The 17,632-nt window shown below is 74.5% G+C and carries 17 protein-coding genes; 14 read left to right on the top strand and 3 right to left on the bottom strand.

Features of this window, described 5'->3' with window-relative positions:
* Positions 1 to 177: 177 nt before the first annotated feature.
* Positions 178 to 1,062: a hypothetical protein gene (locus tag ACZ51I_RS10085; protein WP_468873399.1), complete on the bottom strand. Its 885-nt coding sequence runs from the start codon at positions 1,060 to 1,062 to the stop codon at positions 178 to 180.
* A gap of 222 nt (positions 1,063 to 1,284) precedes the next feature.
* Between ACZ51I_RS10085 and ACZ51I_RS10080 the strand changes: the two genes are divergently transcribed.
* From ACZ51I_RS10080 to ACZ51I_RS10045, 8 genes are all read left to right on the top strand, one after another.
* A complete protein-coding gene (locus tag ACZ51I_RS10080) occupies positions 1,285 to 1,410 on the top strand; it encodes a hypothetical protein (RefSeq protein ID WP_468873397.1) in 126 nt (41 codons plus the stop codon).
* A 462-nt stretch (positions 1,411 to 1,872) separates the two neighbouring features.
* Positions 1,873 to 2,709: an inositol monophosphatase family protein gene (locus ACZ51I_RS10075; protein ID WP_468873394.1), complete on the top strand. Its 837-nt coding sequence runs from the start codon at positions 1,873 to 1,875 to the stop codon at positions 2,707 to 2,709.
* 81 nt (positions 2,710 to 2,790) lie between these two features.
* Positions 2,791 to 4,194, top strand: coding sequence for a phytoene desaturase family protein (locus ACZ51I_RS10070; protein WP_468873837.1), 1,404 nt, complete (start codon positions 2,791 to 2,793; stop codon positions 4,192 to 4,194).
* Positions 4,195 to 4,204: 10 nt separating this feature from the next.
* Positions 4,205 to 4,825 carry an L-threonylcarbamoyladenylate synthase gene (locus ACZ51I_RS10065; protein ID WP_468873392.1) on the top strand — a complete coding sequence of 207 codons (621 nt, stop codon included), beginning with the start codon at positions 4,205 to 4,207 and terminating at the stop codon, positions 4,823 to 4,825.
* 176 nt (positions 4,826 to 5,001) lie between these two features.
* Positions 5,002 to 5,763, top strand: coding sequence for a metallophosphoesterase (locus tag ACZ51I_RS10060; protein WP_468873389.1), 762 nt, complete (start codon positions 5,002 to 5,004; stop codon positions 5,761 to 5,763).
* A gap of 84 nt (positions 5,764 to 5,847) precedes the next feature.
* Entirely contained in the window at positions 5,848 to 7,326 is a 1,479-nt protein-coding gene (locus tag ACZ51I_RS10055; protein WP_468873387.1) for an AlkA N-terminal domain-containing protein, read from the top strand.
* A 23-nt stretch (positions 7,327 to 7,349) separates the two neighbouring features.
* Positions 7,350 to 7,850 (top strand): methylated-DNA--[protein]-cysteine S-methyltransferase, encoded by a 501-nt coding sequence (locus ACZ51I_RS10050; protein WP_468873385.1) that lies wholly within the window; start codon positions 7,350 to 7,352, stop codon positions 7,848 to 7,850.
* Positions 7,851 to 7,871: 21 nt separating this feature from the next.
* Positions 7,872 to 8,075, top strand: a complete 204-nt coding sequence (locus tag ACZ51I_RS10045; RefSeq protein WP_468873382.1) for a DUF2191 domain-containing protein — start codon at positions 7,872 to 7,874, stop codon at positions 8,073 to 8,075.
* 14 nt (positions 8,076 to 8,089) lie between these two features.
* Here the strand turns inward: ACZ51I_RS10045 and ACZ51I_RS10040 are convergent, their stop codons facing one another.
* Positions 8,090 to 9,157 carry an ADP-ribosylglycohydrolase family protein gene (locus ACZ51I_RS10040; RefSeq protein WP_468873380.1) on the bottom strand — a complete coding sequence of 356 codons (1,068 nt, stop codon included), beginning with the start codon at positions 9,155 to 9,157 and terminating at the stop codon, positions 8,090 to 8,092.
* A 193-nt stretch (positions 9,158 to 9,350) separates the two neighbouring features.
* On the opposite strand from ACZ51I_RS10040, the gene ACZ51I_RS10035 reads away from it, so the two are divergent.
* Positions 9,351 to 10,502, top strand: coding sequence for a glycerate kinase (locus tag ACZ51I_RS10035; RefSeq protein WP_468873378.1), 1,152 nt, complete (start codon positions 9,351 to 9,353; stop codon positions 10,500 to 10,502).
* A gap of 709 nt (positions 10,503 to 11,211) precedes the next feature.
* Here ACZ51I_RS10035 and ACZ51I_RS10030 read toward each other — a convergent pair.
* On the bottom strand, positions 11,212 to 12,411 hold the full coding sequence (locus tag ACZ51I_RS10030) for a PucR family transcriptional regulator (RefSeq protein WP_468873376.1): 1,200 nt from the start codon (positions 12,409 to 12,411) through the stop codon (positions 11,212 to 11,214).
* Positions 12,412 to 12,616: 205 nt separating this feature from the next.
* Here ACZ51I_RS10030 and ACZ51I_RS10025 point away from each other — a divergent pair, with 205 nt between their 5' ends.
* The 5 genes from ACZ51I_RS10025 to ACZ51I_RS10005 are packed head-to-tail and all read left to right on the top strand — an operon-like array spanning position 12,617 to position 17,549.
* Positions 12,617 to 13,435, top strand: coding sequence for an ABC transporter ATP-binding protein (locus ACZ51I_RS10025; protein WP_468873374.1), 819 nt, complete (start codon positions 12,617 to 12,619; stop codon positions 13,433 to 13,435).
* A complete protein-coding gene (locus ACZ51I_RS10020; RefSeq protein ID WP_468873371.1) occupies positions 13,432 to 14,304 on the top strand; it encodes an ABC transporter ATP-binding protein in 873 nt (290 codons plus the stop codon). The genes ACZ51I_RS10025 and ACZ51I_RS10020 overlap by 4 nt, the downstream gene beginning before the upstream one ends.
* Entirely contained in the window at positions 14,301 to 15,191 is an 891-nt protein-coding gene (locus ACZ51I_RS10015; RefSeq protein ID WP_468873368.1) for a branched-chain amino acid ABC transporter permease, read from the top strand. The genes ACZ51I_RS10020 and ACZ51I_RS10015 overlap by 4 nt, the downstream gene beginning before the upstream one ends.
* Positions 15,184 to 16,287, top strand: coding sequence for a branched-chain amino acid ABC transporter permease (locus ACZ51I_RS10010; RefSeq protein ID WP_468873366.1), 1,104 nt, complete (start codon positions 15,184 to 15,186; stop codon positions 16,285 to 16,287). Before ACZ51I_RS10015 ends, ACZ51I_RS10010 begins: the two co-directional genes overlap by 8 nt.
* On the top strand, positions 16,284 to 17,549 hold the full coding sequence (locus tag ACZ51I_RS10005) for an ABC transporter substrate-binding protein (RefSeq protein ID WP_468873364.1): 1,266 nt from the start codon (positions 16,284 to 16,286) through the stop codon (positions 17,547 to 17,549). Before ACZ51I_RS10010 ends, ACZ51I_RS10005 begins: the two co-directional genes overlap by 4 nt.
* Positions 17,550 to 17,632 lie beyond the last annotated feature (83 nt).

Here is a 17,632-nt window from a genome sequence, read left to right as displayed (position 1 = left end):
ATCTCCGCCCTGTCGACACCGCGTCCCCGGGGCGGGCCGGCGGTGTGCGGAGACGTTTCCGCACGCCCGTCGCCCCGGCCCGCGTCGGCATCAACGACACGGGCGCGAAGGGGTCACCTGACGACGGGGCCGTACTGGTGACCGAGACGGTGACATGGCTGGTGACCGGGCCGGGGATCAGCGGTCGGCGTCGGGGGCCCAGCCGGGGAGGTGCGCAGCGGCCGCCGCGTCCCAGGCGGGGGCTCCACCCGGGAACGGCCAGGCCCGGGTCACATCGGGCGAGTCGGTGATCCGCCGCAGTGTCTCCGCGAGCCGGCGGCTCTCGTCCGCGACCCGCATCCCGGAGTCCGAGCCGTCCAGGGCGGCAACCCGCTCCTGGTAGTCCCGGATCGGCCCGGACGCGCAGAGCTCCACCCACGCGGCGTCCGCGGCCCGCGAGAGGACCAGCACGCGGGGCCGGCCGCCCTCCGCGAGTGCGGCCGTGAGGCGGTCGTGACCATCGAGGACGACGGGAGAGTCGAGTCCGCTGATCCACCAGGCGAAGACCGGCGGCAGCACCCCTTCGCGGTACTGGCGGCGGTACGCCCGCACCCGGGGCGCCTCCACCGGCGAGAGCGCCCGCAGCGGCAGCAGGTCGCGCGCGTCCTCGGCCGGATCCCCGTACCCGAACCAGGTCAGATGGCCCCGGTCGGGATCGTGCGCGAGGAGCTTGGGCCAGTTGGCGTCCACGAACCAGCGGTGCATGTCCGGTCCGAGCCGCCACTCACCCGCGTGGAGCGGCCCGTCGGACGCCGCCCGCAGCTCCGTCTCCGCGTGCGCGGCCCAGCGCGCCGTCCACTCCTTCGTGCCCGGCGCCGCGAACTCCGCGTACGCACGCGCCCGTTCGGCCCGCAGGGGAGCCAGCGGGGAGACGTACCGGCCGGTGCGCGCGTAGTGCACCCCGCGGTGGGTGGCCCGCTGCCGCGCGAACAGCACCGGGGCCGCGCCCTGGACCAGGACCAGACGGCGCCCGTCGGCGCACTCCATTCGCAGACCGGGCTTCACGGGCCCCTCGACACGCATCCCGCCACCGTACACAGTGCTTGGCGGACCTGTTCGACCTGATCGATCAGGTCTTGGCGGCCGGGGCGTCGGGGTTGCAGGAGAGGCGGGCCGCTGCCAGTGCCGGTGCCCCCTCCTCCAGGTTCTTCATCGGTGTGGAGCATTCCAGGATGCGTGAGCCGTCGACGACCCAGCCGGTTGCCCGGCCGGAACCGGCCTGCCGCCCCCGCAGGTGTAGTCACGATGGTGCCCACGCCGTCGATGGTGGTGCTGCCCTTGTTGAGGTCCGGTGCGGACCTGTGGACGTGGGCGAACTCGGTGGTCGCCGTCGTCATCGGCGTTCGCTTCTCCGATGAGGACGGCCAGTGAGTGGAGGGCGGCCTTCGCGTCACCTGCCCGCGATCCCTTCTCGAAGGAGACCGCCGTACACGGGGTGTGAAGTGGCGTCAGCTTGTGCGTGAGCCTGGAGCCCTTCCTGTCGATCTTCTCCTTCTCGCTCACGGCAGGCGACGCGGTATCACCCCGTGCCGTCCGCCGCCTGGATCTCCGGAAGCCGCCTCGCCGTGCGCGGGGTCGCCAGTCTCACGACCATTGGACGAGCAGCGCGCCGTGGAGGGCGCGCCGGCCCCGTCGATCGCGGGGATCGCCTCGTCCGGCTCCAGGAAGAACCGGACGTTCCGCAGGACCCCGTCCTCCGTGTCGAGGTCGACGGCCACCGGTCTGCCGCCGGGGACCTCGTGGGGTGAACTCGGGCGAAGGGGGCTCCCCGGGGAAACGGACGGTGACACGTGCGGCGTACCGGTTGTCGGCGCCCCGTGCTTAGCTGGAGACATGATCGAAGACTCCCTGGAGCAGCTCCTGAGCGGCCGTACGACCGAGGTCGAGGAGGCCGTCCGCGCGGCGGCCGCCGCCGAGATCATGCCGCGCTTCCGTCAGCTCACGGCCGACGACATCGTCGAGAAGAATGGGCCGCACGACCTGGTCACCGTCGCCGACCGGGCCGCCGAGGCCCACCTCACGGCCTCCCTCACCGCCCTGCTGCCCGGCTCCGTCGTCGTCGGCGAGGAAGCCGTCCACGCCGACCCCACCCTGTACGAGGCGCTGCGCGGCGACGCCCCCGTCTGGATCGTCGACCCCGTCGACGGCACCCGCCCGTTCGTCCACGGCGATCCCGCCTTCTGCTCCCTCGTCGCCCTCGCCCGGCACGGCGAGATCCTCGCCTCCTGGACCTTCGCCCCCGCCCTGGAGCAGTTCGCCGTGGCCGTGCGCGGGCGCGGCGCCACGCTCAACGGGCAGGCGATACGGTCCGGTTCGCCGGCGCCCGGCGCGGTCCTGGACATCGCCACCTCGCACCCGGACTACACCACCCCGGACCAGAAGCGGGCCCTGCTCGGCCTGGACGTCGAGGGCGTCCGGCCCCGGCCCTGCGGCTCGGCCGGTCTCGAGTACCTGGCCGTGGCGCGCGGCGCGCTCGACGGCACCGCCTTCAGCTGGGAGTACGCCTGGGACCACGCCGCCGGGCTCCTCCTGGTCGCCGAGGCGGGCGGGGCGACCACGACGATCGCGGGGGAGCCCTTCCGCATAGCCGGGGGGAACGCGCTGCCGTTCACGACCGCCCGGGACGCGGCGACCGCCGAGCGGATCCGGACGCTCCTCGGGGGCGTGTGAGGCGCGGCCGGCCACCCGCCTATCCTGAGTTCCCAGGCCACCGGCTGACGAAGGAGTCCGAAGGTGACGAACGAGACGTCGATGCTGGATGCCGTCGTCGTGGGGGCGGGACCCAACGGACTGACGGCCGCCGTCGAACTGGCCCGGCGCGGCCTCTCCGTGGCCGTCTTCGAGGCCGAGTCCACCATCGGCGGCGGTGCCAGGACCGAGGAGCTGACCCTCCCCGGCTTCCGCCACGACCCCTGCTCCGCCGTGCACCCGCTCGGCGCCGGCTCACCCGTCTTCAAGACGATGCCGCTCGACCGGTACGGCCTGGAGTGGCTCCACCCCGAACTGCCCATGGCCCACCCCTGGGACGACGGGACCGCCGCCGTCCTGGCCCGCTCCGTCGCCGAGACCGCCGCCTCCTTCGGGCCGCGCGACGCCGGGACCTACCGCCGGCTCGTCGCCCCCTTCCTCGGCAAGTGGGACACCCTTGCCGGCGACTTCATGCAGCTGCCGCTCACCGCCCTGCCCCGCGATCCGGTCACCCTCGCCCGCTTCGGCCTCGCCGGGCTCCCGCCGTCCACCTGGCTGATGCGAAGGTTCCAGGACGAGAAGGCCCGCGCGCTCCTCGCCGGGCTCGTCGGCCACGTCATCGCCCCGCTCGGCGGCTTCGCCACCGGCGCCGTCGGCCTGGTCTTCGCGCTCGCCGCGCACGCGGGCGGCTGGCCGATGCCCCGGGGCGGCTCGCAGTCGATCTCCGACGCCCTCGCCGCGTACCTCAAGGACCTCGGCGGCGCCGTCCACACCGACTTCGAGGTCAAGCGGCTCGACGACCTGCCGCCGGCCCGCGCCTACGTCTTCGACACCTCGCCCACCGCCCTCGCCCGGATCGCCGGCTTCGGCGGGCACTACGACCACTACAAGTACGGCGCCAGCGTCTTCAAGATCGACTACGCGCTCGACGGCCCCGTGCCCTGGACCGCCGAGGAGGCCCGTCGGGCCGGCACCGTCCAGGTCGGCCCCACCGTCGGCGAGATCGGCACCGCCCTGCGCGAGGCATCGTCCGGCACCGCCCCCGAGGTGCCCTTCCTCATCACCGCCCAGCCGAGCCTCGTCGACCCCTCCCGCGCTCCCGAGGGCAAGCACGTGTTCTGGGCGTACGGCCATGTGCCCAACGGCTGGCGCGGCGACCTCACCGAGGCGATCGAGCGTCAGATCGAGCGCTTCGCCCCCGGCTTCCGCGACCGCGTCCTGGCCCGCGCCACCGCCGGGCCGCCCGAACTCGCCGAGCGCAACGCCAACTACGTCGGCGGCGACATCGCCTGCGGCGCCGCCCGCGGCCTCCAGCTCCTGCTGCGCCCCACGCTGTCCCTCCGCCCCTACGCGACCCCGCACCCGGCGGTCTTCCTCTGCTCCTCCGCGACCCCGCCCGGCCCCGGCGTCCACGGCATGTCCGGGCACAACGCGGCGAAGGCGGTATGGCGGAGCCTGCGAAAATAGACTGGTCCCCATGGCCAAGTACTTCGACGTCCACCCCGACAACCCCCAGCCCCGCACCATCGGCGCGGTGGCCGACTCCATCCGGAACGGGGCGCTCGTCGCGTACCCGACCGACTCCTGCTACGCGCTGGGCACCCGCATCGGCAGCCGCGACGGCATCACCCGCATCCGCGCCGTCCGCGACCTCGACGACCGGCACCACTTCACGCTGATGTGCGCGAACTTCGCCCAGCTGGGCCAGCTCGTGCACATCGACAACGACGTCTTCCGCGCGGTCAAGGCGTCCACGCCCGGCGCCTACACCTTCATCCTCCCGGCGACGAAGGAGGTGCCGCGCCAGCTGCTGCACCCCAAGAAGAAGACGGTCGGCGTCCGCATCCCCGACCACGTCGTCACCCAGGCCCTCCTCGCCGAGCTCGGTGAGCCGCTGCTCTCCAGCACCCTGCTCCTGCCCGACGAGGCCGAACCGCTGACGCAGGGCTGGGAGATCAAGGAGCGGCTCGACCACCAGGTGGACGCGGTGCTCGACTCCGGCGAGTGCGGCACCGAACCGACCACGGTCGTGGACTTCTCCAGCGGCGAGCCCGAGATCGTCCGGCGCGGGGCGGGCGACACCACCCGGTTCGAGTAGGCGATCCGGGAAGGCGCCCACCGGCACCCGGTCCCAAACCGGGCCACCGGCCCCGAACCGGGCCACCGGTCCCGACCCGGGCCACCGGCCCCGAAGCGGCCCTTCCCCGCCCGGCCGGGATCACCGTACGGTTCGTGTGAACGCCCGTTCACACGCAGCCCCGGAGGCCCGGCCGCATGATCGTCATCGCCCATGTCAGCGACGTCCACATCGACGCCGAGCAGCGCAGCGCGGACCGGACCCGCGCCGTCCTGCGGTATGTGGAGGAGCTGCCGTACGACCTGGCGGCCGTCCTCGTCACCGGCGACATCGCCGACCACGGGACCCCGGACGAGTACGCGGTGGCGCGGGAGCTGCTGACCTCCCGCCATCCGCTGCTCGTCTGCCCCGGCAACCACGACGACCGCGCCGCCTTCCGCAAGGGCCTCCTCCCCGACGAGACCCCGACGCGGCCCCACGCCCCCGTCAACCAGGTGCTCCGGGGCGAGGGCTTCGTCATCGCCCTCTGCGACTCCTCGGTCCCCGGCGAGCACCAGGGCCTCCTGGAGGACGAGACGATCGAGTGGCTCGACGGCGTCCTCACCGACACCCCGCACGACGTGCCCGTCCTGGTCGCCTTCCACCACCCGCCGGTGCCGCTGCACACGCCGTACGTGGACGAGATCCGGCAGTTCGGAGAGGAGCGGCTCGCCGCGCTCGCCGGCCGCCACCCCCACCTGACGGCCTTCCTCGCGGGCCACGCCCACACCGCCGCCGCCACGACCTTCGCCGGCCGCCCGCTGCTCGTCGCGCCCGGTGTGGTCTCGGCCCTCCGCCTTCCCTGGGAGAACCCGACCGACGCCCCGCACGTCCACCTCGGCCTGCCGCCCGCCCTCGCCTTCCACGTCCTCGGCGAGGACGGCCGGCTGACCACCCACTTCCGGACGGTCACGATCTGAGAGACCGGCCGTGACCGGGACGGGGCGGACGTCCATGTCGTTTTCTCGCCAGCCCGCGAGCCGTCCGTCCCCGATCCTTGAACCATGCACACCGACACCGAGCGCTGCGTCCGGGCGGTCCAGTCGAAGGACGCCCGCTTCGACGGCGTGTTCTTCACCGCCGTCCGCACCACCCGGATCTACTGCCGGCCCAGCTGCCCGGTCGTCCCGCCCAAGCCCGAGAACATGGAGTTCCACCCCAGCGCCGCCTCCTGCCAGCGCGCCGGCTTCCGGGCCTGCAAGCGGTGCCGGCCCGACACCAGCCCCGGCTCGCCCCAGTGGAACGTCCGGGCCGACGCCGTCGCCCGCGCCGTCCGGCTCATCCAGGACGGCGTCGTCGACCGCGAGGGCGTCCCCGGCCTCGCCCGCCGGCTCGGCTGGTCCACCCGCCAGATCGAACGCCAGCTCCTCGCCGAACTCGGCGCCGGACCGCTCGCCCTGGCCCGCGCCCAGCGCGCCCAGACCGCCCGCCTGCTCATCGAGACCACCGCGATGGCCTTCGGCGAGATCGCCTTCGCGGCCGGATTCGCCTCCATCCGCACCTTCAACGACACCGTCCGCGAGGTCTTCGCCCTCACCCCCGGCGAACTCCGCGCCCGCGCCGCCGACCGGTCACCGGTCGACGGAACCGCGACCCCGGGCGTCATCAGTCTCCGGCTGCCGTTCCGGACCCCGCTGGAGCCCTCCAACCTCTTCGGGCACCTCGCCGCGACCGCCGTGCCCGGCGTGGAGGAGTGGCGAGACGGCGCCTACCGGCGGACGCTCAGCCTCCCGTACGGACACGGCATCGTCGCCCTCGCCCCGAGAGACGGCCACATCGCCTGCCGGCTCTCCCTCACCGACCCGCGCGACCTCACCCACGCGATCACCCGCTGCCGCCGGCTCCTCGACCTCGACGCCGACCCCGTCGCCGTCGACGAGCGCCTCCGCACCGACCCACTGCTCGCCCCCCTCGTCGACAAGGCGCCCGGCCGCCGGGTGCCCGGAACCGTGGACCCCGCCGAGTTCGCCGTACGCGCCGTCCTCGGCCAGCAGGTCTCCACCGCCGCCGCCCGCACCCACGCCGCCCGCCTGGTCACCGCGCACGGCCTCCGCGTCGACGACCCCGAGGGCGGGCTCACCCACCTCTTCCCGCGCCCCGAGGCGCTCGCCGCCCTCGACCCCGAGAGCCTCGCCCTGCCGCGCAGCCGTCGCACCACCCTGCTCACCCTCGTCCGCGCCCTCGCCGACGGCTCCCTCCCGCTCGGCCCCGCCGACGACCGCGAGGAGGCCCGCGCCCGGCTGCTGGCCCTGCCCGGCTTCGGCCCCTGGACCACCGAGGTCATCGCCATGCGGGCCCTCGGTGACCCCGACGCCTTCCTCCCCGGCGACCTCGGCGTCCGCCGCGCCGCCCAGGGCCTCGGGCTGCCCGGCACCCCCGCCGCGCTCACCGTCCGCGCCGCGCACTGGCGCCCGTGGCGCGCCTACGCCGTCCAGTACCTCTGGGCGACCGACGACCACCCGATCAACCACCTGCCCGCGTAACGGACCGTAAGGACCTCCGCCCCATGCCCGCCATCCAGCACACCGTCGTGGACAGCCCCTACGAGCCGCTGACCCTCGTCGCCGTCGACGGCGTCCTCAGCCGCGTCCACATGACCGGCCAGCGCCACCGCCCGCCCGAGGAGACCTTCGGCGAACCCGACCCCCGCCCCTTCGGCGAGGCGATCCGCCAGCTCGACGCCTACTTCGCGGGCGAACTCACCACGTTCGAACTGCCGTTGAACCTGATCGGCACCCCGTTCCAGCTACGGGTCTGGGAACAGCTCCAGCGCATCCCGTACGGGGAGACCCGGACGTACGGCGAACTCGCCGAGGAACTCGGCAGCCCCGGCGCCTCCCGGGCCGTCGGCCTCGCCAACGGCAAGAACCCCGTCAGCATCATCGTCCCCTGCCACCGGGTCGTCGGAGCGGGCGGCGGGCTCACCGGCTACGGCGGCGGACTCGACCGCAAGCAGCGACTGCTCGCCTTCGAATCGGGTACGGCGGAACCGGACGCCCTCTTCTGAGCGGCGGGTAGGGTGCACGCCATGGCCAAGGTGAACATCGGACTCGACGCCGAACTCGTCGTGGAAGTCATGGTTCTGGCCGGCATCGGCAACCCCCAGGACGCCGTCGAGGCGGTGGTCCGCGACTACATCGCCCGCGGCCACCGCACCGAGGCCCGCGCCGTCAGCCGGGAGGAACCCCGGCGCACCGGCGAGATCGTCCCGCCGGAGCCCCCGCAGGGCTGACAAGCGCCTGCCTTTCACGCCGTCCGCTCGGCCAACCGCAGCGTCCGCTCCGCCAGTTCGCTGATCCGGACACCGTCGAAGCCGAAGACGGCGCTGCGCACCCGGTCCCGCAGCGGCTCCGACCACTGCGGGGGGATCGCCGCCGCACCGCAGCGGACCCCGGCCACCGAGCCCGCCGTCGCCCCGTTGGAGTCCGTGTCCAGGCCACCACGGACGGTCAGCGCGATCGTGCGGGTGAAGTCCCCTTCCCCGTAAAGGAGTCCGGCGGTCAGGACGGCCGCGTTCGGGACGACGTGGATCCAGCCGAGGCCCGCCGTCCGCTCCGCGAGCTCGGCGAGCGCCTCCGGCCGGCCGAGCCCTGATTCGTACAGCGCGATCGTGCCCCGTACGGTCCGGGCGAGCCGGCTGCCCGCCGGTATCCGCTCCAGGCTCGTCTCCAGGGCGGAGCGCACGTCCGGCGCGGTGAAGGCCGCCGCGATCAGCGCCGCCGCCCACATCGCGCCGTACACGCCGTTCCCGGTGTGCGAGAGGACCGCGTCCCGGCGGGCGAGCGAGGCGGCGCGGCGCGGATCACCCGGACACGTCCAGCCGTACACGTCGGCCCGGATCATCGCCCCGATCCACTCCTGGTACGGATTGTCGTACGTGGCCGTCAGCGGCGGCCGCAGCCCGTCGGCGAGGTTCCGGTAGGCGACCCGCTCCGCCGTGAACGTCTGCAGGTACGGAAGCCGCAGCAGCCACTCCTCGCCGACCTGCTCGGTGGTGAAGCCGAAGCCGTGCGTCTCCAGGAGGTGCAGCCCCAGGACCGACCAGTCCACGTCGTCGTCCCGGCAGCTGCCGTCGATCCCGCCCCGCACGCACCGCTCCCACTCCGGCCGCAGCTCGAAGCCCTCCGCGCCGGGCGGCGGGGGAGGGAGGTAGTCCGTCAGCGGGAGCGCCCCGGTCAGCCGCAGATACGCGTCGATGCGCTCCCGGGTCCAGTGGTCACCGCGCTCGACCGGCTTGCCGAGCATGTTCCCGGCGATCCGGCCCGTCCAGCCGCCCAGGATCCGGTCCCCGAGCTCCCCGCGCGTGAACGCCATATCTCCGGTCTACCGAATCCGGCGGCCGGGCGCGCGCCGGGCCGCTCGCCTCAGCCCTCGGGCGATCCCTTCCGTACTCATGTCCCCCCGACATAGTGCGGAATATCGCCTCATCAGGGGGTGGCATGCCCTCTGGCGGTACGGATAGGGTCGGCATCGGCGCGACTGCACGTTCGAAAGCAAGGGATGCAAGGTGACGGACGGGGCAGCAACTCAGGTCGCTCACGTGCTCGTGGCGGCCGACAAGTTCAAGGGCTCGCTCACGGCCGTACAGGTCGCGGAGCGGGTCACAGCAGGACTGCGACGGGTCGTCCCGGAGCTCACGGTCGAGACACTGCCCGTCGCCGACGGCGGCGACGGCACCGTGGCCGCGGCCGTCGCGGCCGGCTTCGAACGGCGCGAGGTCCGCGTGACGGGCCCGCTCGGCGAGCCGGTCACCGCGGCGTTCGCGCTGCGCGGCACCACCGCGGTCGTCGAGATGGCGGAGGCCTCGGGCCTCCAGCTCCTCCCGCCCGGAGTGTTCGCCCCGCTCACGGCGACGACGTACGGCTCCGGAGAGCTGCTCCGCGCCGCCCTCGACGCCGGCGCGACCACCCTCGTCTTCGGTGTCGGCGGCAGCGCCACCACCGACGGCGGCGCCGGCATGCTCGCCGCGCTCGGCGCCCGCTTCCTCGACGCGGCTGGCGAGCCCGTCGGGCCCGGCGGCGCGCCGCTCGCCGAGCTCGCCACGGCCGACCTCAGCGGGCTCGACCCCCGCTTCGCCTCGGTCGACCTGATCCTCGCGAGCGACGTCGACAACCCGCTCACCGGGCCCAAGGGCGCGCCCGCCGTCTACGGACCGCAGAAGGGCGCCACCCCGGACGACGTCCGCACCCTCGACGCGGCCCTCGCCCACTTCGCCACCGTCCTGGAGAAGGCCATCGGGCCCAGGGCCGCCGAGGCCGCCGTCGCGCCCGGCGCGGGCGGCGCGGGCGGCATCGGGTACGGCGCGCTCATCCTCGGCGCGAGCTTCCGGCCCGGGATCGAGCTGATGCTGGAGGTCCTCGGCTTCGCGCCCGCCCTGGAGCGCGCCACCCTCGTCATCACCGGCGAGGGCTCCCTCGACGAGCAGACCCTGCACGGCAAGGCCCCGGCCGGCGTCGCCGCCGCCGCCCGCGCCGCCGGCAAGGAGGTCGTCGCGGTCTGCGGCCGCCTGGCCCTCCCGGCCGCGGCCCTGGGCCAGGCCGGGATCCGCCGCGCGTACCCGCTCACGGACCTGGAACCGGACACGGAGAAGTGCATCGCCAATGCGGGGCCGCTGCTCGAGTCGGTAGCGGCGAACATCGCCAACGACTTCCTGCCGTAGGCCGCCGGGGCGGCGCCGTCGCCTGTTGTCGGCTCGCTCGAGCGGTACCCACCGCACCGTGGAGGCCCGCTGGGGCGCCCCCAGCCGCCCGGACGGCGCCCACCCTCGTCGCGGGCAGCTGCTTCGCCCGGGGTGACGCCCCCGCCACCCGGTCGTGGGCGCCCGCGCCGCTGGGGCGGCGCCCACCCGCCCGGTCGGCGCCCACCCCCGTTGTGGGCCTGCGCCCAGCCGTTGTAGGCGCCCGTCGCGCTGGGGCGATGCCCACCCGCCGGACGGCTCCCACCCCCGTTGTGGGCAGTCGTTCCGCTGGGGCGGAACGGGTGGGCACAACGGGACGGCGCCCCTTGCCGGGCCTAGGCTCCCGCTCCTGGACCCGCACCCCTTTGTGCGCCGCCGCTGCGGGTGCGGGTCCACGCGCGGAAGGCGGAGGCGCCCGTATGGGCGCCGTCCCGTGTGCCCACCCGTCCCGCCCTGCGGGACGCCTGCCCACACGGGCGAGTGGGCACCGCCCGGCACGGGCGCGGGGGACGCGGCCCCCGCACGGGCCGGGGCGCGGGCCCACACGGGCCGGGGAGACGGCGGGCCGATCGGGCCGGGGCGCCGGGCCACACGGCCGGGGCGCGGCCCCCACACGGGCCGGGGCTAGGTGACGGGCCCACCCGGGCGGGGCGCGGGCACGCACTGCCCGGGGCACCGGCCCGCGGCCGCGTCAGCCCTGGGGGGTGAGGCGGAACGCCGACAGGGCCAGGGTCATCTCCGTCAGGTCCCGCGGCCGGGACAGCGACCGGGACGTCAGCTGCTCCAGCCGCCGCAGCCGGTTGAACACCGTGTTCCGGTGGCAGTACAGCCGCCCCGCCGCCCGCCCCGCCGACCCCCCGCACTCCAGCCACGCGTCCAGCGTCTCCAGGAGCACCGCCCGGTCCGCCGGATCCAGCTCCAGCAGGCCGCCGAGGACGTCCGAGACCAGCAGGCCCGCCATCTCCGGCTGGCCCACCACCAGCGCGTCCGCGAGCCGCCGGTCCAGGCGGACGATCTCGCGGCTGCCGGGCGGACAGGTCCGCAGGGCCAGTTCCGCGAGGCGCCGCGCCCGGCCCAGCTCGGCAAGACCCACCACCACCGGACTGATCCCCCCGGGACCCGGGCACCGCCCGTCGAGGAGCTCCGACAGCGCGTCGAGGCCGGTGTCCCCGGACAGCGCCACCACCCCCAGCTCGCAGTCGGCCCCCATCCGCCAAAGGAACCGCACGCCTTCGCCCTGCACCTGCCGGTGGAACGGCTCCCGCTCCTCCCGCCGGTCGTAGCGCAGCACCACCACCGCGTACCGCCCCTGCTCCGGCAGGTCCAGGCCCGCCGCCGCGCGCGCCACCAGCTCGGGCGACCGCCGGCCCTGGAGCAGCGCGTCCAGGAGCGCCTGGAGCTGCTCGTCCGTACGCCGCCGCAGCTCCAGCTCCGCCGCCCGGTACGCCTCCGACGCCGTGTCCGCCTGCGCGTCCACCGCCGACCACACGATCGTCGCCGACTGCATGAGCGCCGCCAGCTGCGCCGCGTCCGCCCCCGCGCCCTCGATCAGCGCGTCCCACACGAGATGCCCGGCATGCCGGTAGGCGTGGACGACCAGTTCGAGCGGCATGCCCTGTGCGGCGCGCCGCCGGCCCATCTCGTCCGCGTGCTCAAGGTCCCGGCGGGGCGAGTTCCGGGGCGCCGAGATCATCTCGATCCCGATCCGCATCGCCTCCCGCGCCTCCTGCCAGTGCTGGTCGTACGGCAGGATCCGCCCATAGGCGGGTTCGTAGGCGTGGAGTTCCCTGAGGTGCTCGTCCACCAGCTCCGGCACCCGCTCCAGGAGCACCGTGCACGCCTGAGCGAGCACCTTCCAGTCGTCACCGGTCCGTCTTCTGCGCCGTCCCATGCCGGGAGCCAACACCGCTCCGGCCCCGCCGCACAGCCCTGACGCGCAGCGTTGTGCGATTGCACAGCCTCCCGCCGCGCCCACTGGTCACCGGCAGCGTTTCGGCCGCGGGCCGTGGACGCGCTGTCCGGCGCGGTGCTGGGGTGAGCGCCACCGAAGCGGCCGGGAGACCCAGAGGGGCGAGCCGGCCGGGGAAAGGGGAGCCATGGGAGGTACCGCACCTGCCCTTCAGGTGACGGACCTGACGGCGGGATACGGACCGGTGCACGCGCTGCGAGGGGTGTCGCTGACCGTGCCCGCGGGCGCCGTCGTCACCGTCCTCGGCGCCAACGGCGCCGGCAAGTCCACCTTGCTGCGGGCGGTCTCGCGCACCCTGCGGTTCCACGGCGGCGCCGTGGTCTCCGGCACGGTGAGCCGCGACGGCCGGCCGCTCGACGGGCTGCCGCCCGACCGGGTGGTCGCCGCCGGGGTCTCCCAGGTGCCGGAGGGCCGGCAGGTCTTCGCGCGGATGACGGTCGAGGACAACCTGCGCGCGGGCGCCCTCGGCAGCCGTGGCGGCCGGACGGCGAAGGCCGCGGCCCTGCGCCGGGTGCACGAGCTGTTCCCGGTCCTCGCCGACCGCGCCCACCAGCCGGCCGGGCTGCTCTCCGGCGGCGAACAGCAGATGCTGGCCGTCGGCCGCGCCCTCATGGCCGGGCCGGGACTGCTCCTCCTCGACGAGCCGTCCCTCGGTCTCGCCCCGCTCATGGCGGCCCGCATCGCTGACGCCGTCCGCGAGATCAACGCCCAGGGCACGGCGGTGCTCCTGGTCGAGCAGAACGCGGCGCTCGCGCTGCGGCTCGCCTCCCTCGCGTACGTCCTGGAGGTCGGCGAGGTCACCCTCTCCGGGCCCGCCGCCGAACTCGCCGCCTCCGACGAGGTGCGCCGCCGCTACCTGGGCGTGGTCGACGAGGACGCCGCCGCCGACGCGGCCCGCGCCGCCACCGCCCACCCCGTCCTGTCCCGCTGGGAGGAAACGCGATGACCGGCGACCCGAGGGGCAAAAGCCCGACGCCCGGCTCCCCGGCGACCGGCGACCCGACACCCGGAAGCCCGGCCACCGGCACCCCGGCGCCCCGCACCCCGCCCGCTCTCGACGTCCGTGACCTGACCGTCCGGTTCGCCGGCCTGACCGCTCTCGACGGGGTCGGCTTCACCGTCCGGCCCGGTACCGTCCACGCCCTCATCGGCCCCAACGGCGCCGGCAAGTCCACCTGCTTCAACGTGCTCTCCGGTGTCTACCGGGCCACCTCCGGCTCCGTCCGCCTCGGTCCGCACGAACTGACCGCCCTGCCCCCGCACCGGATCGCGGACCTCGGCGTCGGCCGGATCTTCCAGAACCTAGCCCTGCCGCCCCGTGCCACCGTCGAGGACAGCCTGATGCTCGGCCGCCACCGGCTCACCCGCACCGGCTTCCTCGCCGCCGGCCTCCGGCTCCCCTCCGCCGCCCGGGAGGAGACCCGCCACCGGGCCAGGGTCCGGGAGATCGCCGCCTTCGTCGGTCTGGAGGACCAGCTCGCGCGGCCCGCCGGCTCCCTCCCGTACGGGCAGCAGAAGCTCGCCGAACTCGCCCGCGCGCTCTGCATGGAGCCGGAGCTCCTGCTGCTCGACGAGCCCGTCGCGGGCATGACCGCCGACGAGCGCCGCCGTACCGCCTCCGTCATCGCGGGCGTCCGCGACAGCCTCGGCATCTCGGTCCTCCTCGTCGAGCACGACATGGGCCTCGTCATGCGGCTCGCCGACACCGTCACCGTCCTCGAATTCGGCCGCCGGATCGCCGACGGCGCTCCCGCCGACGTCCAGAACAACCCCGCGGTCGTCCGCGCCTACCTCGGAGAGGAGTCCGCCGCGTGAGCACCTTCGCCGAGTTCCTGATCAACGGCGTCTCCCTGGGCTCGATCTACGCCCTCATCGCCCTCGGATTCGTCGTCATCTTCCGGGCGACCGAGGTCGTCAACTTCGCCCACGCCTCCCTCCTCCTGGCCGGCGGCTACGTCACCGCCGTCCTCCACGACACGATCGGCTTCTGGCCCGCCCTGCTCGCCGGCGTCGCGGGCGCGGCCCTGGTCGGCGCGGCCGTCGAGTTCCTCGTGATGCGCCGCCACCGGGGCGGCGACCACAGCGTCCTCGCCATCGTCACGATCGGCGTCGACATCCTGCTCGCCACGGAGCTGACCCGCCGCATCGGCACCGACATCCTCGCCCTCGGCGACCCCTGGGGGGACGCCGTCGTCACCGTCGGGCCGGTGACGATCGCCGAGACCCGGATCGCCGCCCTCCTCGCGGCGGCCCTCCTCATCACCGCGTTCCTGCTGGCCTTCCGCTACACCTCCTGGGGCGTCGCCATGCGGGCCGCCGCCGAGAACCAGGAGACCGCCGCGCTCATGGGCATCCGGCTCGGCCGGGTCTCGCTCGGCGCCTGGGCGGTCGCGGGCGCGCTCGCCGCCGTCGCCGCCCTGTTCCTCACCGTCTTCCCGACCCCCGGCCTGGAACGGGCCACCTCGCTCGCCGCGCTCAAGGCCTTCCCGGCCGCCATCCTCGGCGGCCTCGACTCCACCACCGGCGCCCTCGTCGGCGGCCTCCTCGTCGGCGTCACCGAGTCCCTCGCCACCGGCTACCAGGGCGACCTGGCGTTCCTCGGCCGGGGCATCGGCGACCTCGCCCCGTACCTCGTGATGGTCGCGGTGCTGCTCGTCCGCCCCGCCGGTCTCTTCGGCACGAAGGAGCCCGCCCGTGTCTGACCGGCTCAAGGCCGTCCCCGCCACGGCATACCTCGGGGCAGGCGCCGGACTCGTCCTCCTCGCCCTCCCCTTCTACCTGGACCGCTTCTGGCTCCAGGCCGGCCTGTTCGCGATGGCGGCGGCCCTCGGCGCCATCGGCATCAACCTGCTGACCGGCGCCACCGGCCAGCTCTCCATGGGCCACGCCTTCTTCCTCGCCGTCGGCGCGTACGGCTACTGCGCCTTCGCCGGCGACGGCGCCGACGGTCTCGCCGGACTCGGCCTGCCCGGCTGGCTCGCCGCCGTCCTCGCGGTCGCGTTCTCGGGCCTGGCGGGCGGGGTGTTCAGCCCGATCGCGGGCCGGCTGCGCGGCGCGTACCTGGGCATCGCCACCCTCGCGCTGATCTTCATCGGCCAGCACGTGCTCTTCAACGCCCACGACCTCACCGGCGGCTACAACGGGCGGGCCGTCCCGCCCCTCACCCTCTTCGGCCTCACCTTCGACGACAGCGAACTCCTCGTCGCCCAGGTTCCGTTCGGGGCCGTGGAGAAGCTCTGGTACCTCGGCCTCGCGCTGCTCCTCGGCGGGGTGCTGTTCGCCAGGGGAGTGCTCCGGGGCCGCCCCGGCCGCGCGATGAACGCCATCAGGGACCACCGGATCGCCGCCGGCGTCCTGGGCATTCCCGTGGCCCGCCACCGCGCCGCCGTCTTCGTCCTGTCCTCCATGTACGCGGGCCTCGCGGGCGTCCTGCTCGCCCTGGTCTTCCAGCGCACCGTGCCGGAGTACTTCGGGATGGCGCTCTCCCTCGAATACCTGGCCATGATCGTCATCGGCGGGCTCGGCTCGGTCGCCGGAGCGGTCGCCGGAGCCGTCTTCGTCTCCCTCCTGCCGCAGCTCCTCACCCGCTACAGCGACTCGCTCCCCCTGGTCTCCGCCCCCGGGACGGGAGGGATCGCGCCCGGAGAGGCCGCCCGCTACCTGTACGGCGCCGCCGTCGTCGCGGTGGTGCTGTTCCTGCCCGGCGGCCTGGTCCGCGCACTGTCCGCGAGGCCGGCACTCGCCGCCCGGACACCCACGACCCCCACTTCGACCCAACCCTCAGGGGAGGCACGATGAACCACCGACGACAGGCCGTGCGTGGCCTGGCCGCCGCGCTCGCCGCACTGGTCGCCCTCACCGCCGCCGGATGCAGCTCCAAGGCCAAGAGCGGCGACGGCAAGCAGACCGGCGCCGGCGGGGTGAAGACCGGCGAGGGCGTCACCGACAAGACCATCTCGCTCGGCGCGCTCACCGACATGACCGGGGTGTACGCCACCCTCGGCAAGAGCGTCACCCAGTCCCAGCAGCTGTACGTGAAGCAGGTCAACGCCGCCGGCGGGATCTGCGGCCGGAAGCTGGAGCTCACGGTACGCGACCACGGCTACGACCCGCAGAAGGCCCTCGCCGCCTACACGGAACTGGAGCCGAAGGTCGTCGGCTACCCCCAGTTCATCGGCTCCCCGTTCGTCGCCGCCGTCAAGCACCGGGTCGACGGCCAGGACAAGGTCCTCGTGCTGCCGCAGGCCTGGTCGGCCTCGCTGCTCGGCTCCCCGTACATCCGCGTCCTGGGCGCCACGTACGACGTCGAGACGATCAACGCCGTCGACTTCCTCCTGAAGGAGAAGGGGCTCAAGTCGGGCGACAAGCTCGGCCACGTCTACTTCGAGGGCGACTACGGCGAGAACGCCCTGAAGGGCTCGAAGTACGCGGCGGGCAAGGCGGGCCTGACCGTCGTCGAGCAGAAGATCAAGCCCACCGACAACGACATGTCGGCGCAGGTCGCGGCGCTCAAGCAGGCCGGGGTGAAGGCGGTCGTCATCAGCGCGGGCCCCCGTCAGGCCGCCTCCCTCGTCGGCGTCGCCGCCGCCACCGGCCTCAAGGTCCCGGTCGTCGGCAACAACTCGGCCTTCGCCCCGCAGCTCCTCGGCACCCAGGCCGGGCCCGCCCTGGAGAAGATGTACTGGTTCGCCTCGCCCAGCCTCCCCATCGGCGCCGACACCCCGACCGCGAAGAAGCTCGTCGCCGACTACCAGGCCGCCTACCCGGGCGACGGCCTCGACAACGGCATCGTCGCCGGCTGGACCGCGGCCAGCGTCTTCGGCGAGGCCCTGAAGAAGGCCTGCCTCGACAAGGACCTCACCCGCGAGGGCGTCGACAAGGCGCTCCTGTCGATGAACGCCCACGACGCCGGCTTCGGCATGACCCACGACCTCGGCGACCCGACGGCCCCCTCGTCCCGCGAGTCCGTCATCATCCAGCCGGACAAGTCCGTCCCCGGCGGCATGCGCACGGTCCGGCAGCCCTTCGTCTCGGACGCGGCGAAGGCCTACACGCCGTAGCGGTCGGCCCCGATCCGCGAAGCCCGTCCGCCACGCCGGGCGGTCGGGACCGGCACACGCGTGGGCGGGAGCCCGGAAGACCG

The organism is Streptomyces sp. NPDC034084 (genome assembly GCF_055575535.1).
The sequence above is the reverse complement of the archived record's forward strand: the minus strand, read 5'-3'. Positions and strand labels throughout refer to the sequence as shown.